Source organism: Acinetobacter sp. 228 (assembly GCF_048147885.1).
In genome coordinates this window covers 1-1,279 of the sequence record NZ_JAYWYV010000328.1, presented here as the reverse complement: position 1 = coordinate 1,279, position 1,279 = coordinate 1, and the positions used below count along the sequence as shown (strand labels likewise).

Below are 1,279 nucleotides of genomic sequence, written 5' to 3'. Positions count from 1 at the left end.
TTCCTGATATTAACAATGTGGGCTTAATGGAAGACCGTGCAACATTACGTATTTCTTCTCAACATGTTGCCAACTGGTTACGTCACGGTATCGTGACTCGTGAACAAGTTGAAGAAGTGCTTAAACGCATGGCAAAAATTGTTGATGAACAAAATGCGAATGATCCATTGTATAAACCAATGGCAGCTAACTTTGAAACTAATATTGCTTTCCAAGCAGCCTCAGACCTTATCTTTAAAGGTTGTGAACAGCCTTCTGGTTATACTGAGCAATTACTACATGCGGCTCGTTTAAAATTAAAAGGTTATACAGGTGACTAATTTTAACCTGTTATAAAAAAGCCTCTTCGGAGGCTTTTTATTTTCGGTATATTTTGTGCTTATAGATAAGGCGTGAATTTATAAATAAAGGATTTCAAGTTTGATTAACTTAAACAATCTCGATCGTGAGAATTGGCTTCTATGCGCAAAATTATCATTAGATGAATCTCAAAAGGACTATGTCGCACCAAATGTATATTCTATTGCTGAGTCTAAAGTCGAGGAACACTATTGCCCAAGAGTGATCTGTTTTAATGATGAGGTGGTTGGGTTCTTAATGTATTGTGTGGAAATTGATCCCCCTGATGAGAAATTATTTTGGTTGTTTCGATTTATGATTGGCAAAGATCATCAAGCTAAAGGTTATGGTACCTTAGCGTTGCAAATGGCAATTGATGAAATGGCTTCAAAAGGGGCTAAACGAATCCGAACGATGTATAAATCTTCTAATAACATTGCTGGAAAACTTTATAAAAAAATGAATTTTATAGAAACTGGGGAATATGATGAATGTGGTGATATTATTTTAGAGTTGGGTATTTCTTTTTAAAAAACGCTAACTGAGAATTCAAGTTAGCGTTGAAGGAAATGGAATTAACTAAAGTTAAAAGCGATATTAATTGCTACTCACAATCCCAATTTTAGTTACACCTAAACGCTGCGCCGTAGCCATGACCATCGCTACATTTTTATATTCAGCCATTTGGTCTGGTTTAAGTTTGATTTGGTCTTGATCTTTTTTGGCGATAACACCTTGAAATAAAGTCTCTAGTGCCTTGCGGTCAGAAACCTGTTGGTTATTCCAAAATACTTTGCCTGCTGCATCAATTCTTACATCAATGATTTCAGGTGGCTTTTCATTTGTTGGTGGCGGTGTGCCATTTGGCAAATTAATATTAATCGCATTGTTTGGTGCAGGTATAGTAATAATAAACATAATAATGAGTACCAGCATGACA

The 1,279-nt window shown here is 35.7% G+C and carries 2 protein-coding genes and 1 pseudogene; 2 read left to right on the top strand and 1 reads right to left on the bottom strand.

What is annotated here, in order from left to right; all coding sequences use genetic code 11:
* Together VXQ92_RS18675 and VXQ92_RS18670 are read left to right on the top strand one after the other, a co-directional pair.
* Positions 1-320 (top strand): annotated as a pseudogene (locus tag VXQ92_RS18675) (malate synthase G); the annotation flags it as partial.
* A 100-nt stretch (positions 321-420) separates the two neighbouring features.
* Positions 421-870 carry a GNAT family N-acetyltransferase gene (locus tag VXQ92_RS18670; protein WP_416682811.1) on the top strand — a complete coding sequence of 150 codons (450 nt, stop codon included), beginning with the start codon at positions 421-423 and terminating at the stop codon, positions 868-870.
* 66 nt (positions 871-936) lie between these two features.
* Here VXQ92_RS18670 and VXQ92_RS18665 read toward each other — a convergent pair.
* Positions 937-1,279: ExbD/TolR family protein (locus tag VXQ92_RS18665; protein ID WP_416682810.1), on the bottom strand; the 343-nt coding region annotated here is incomplete at its 5' end.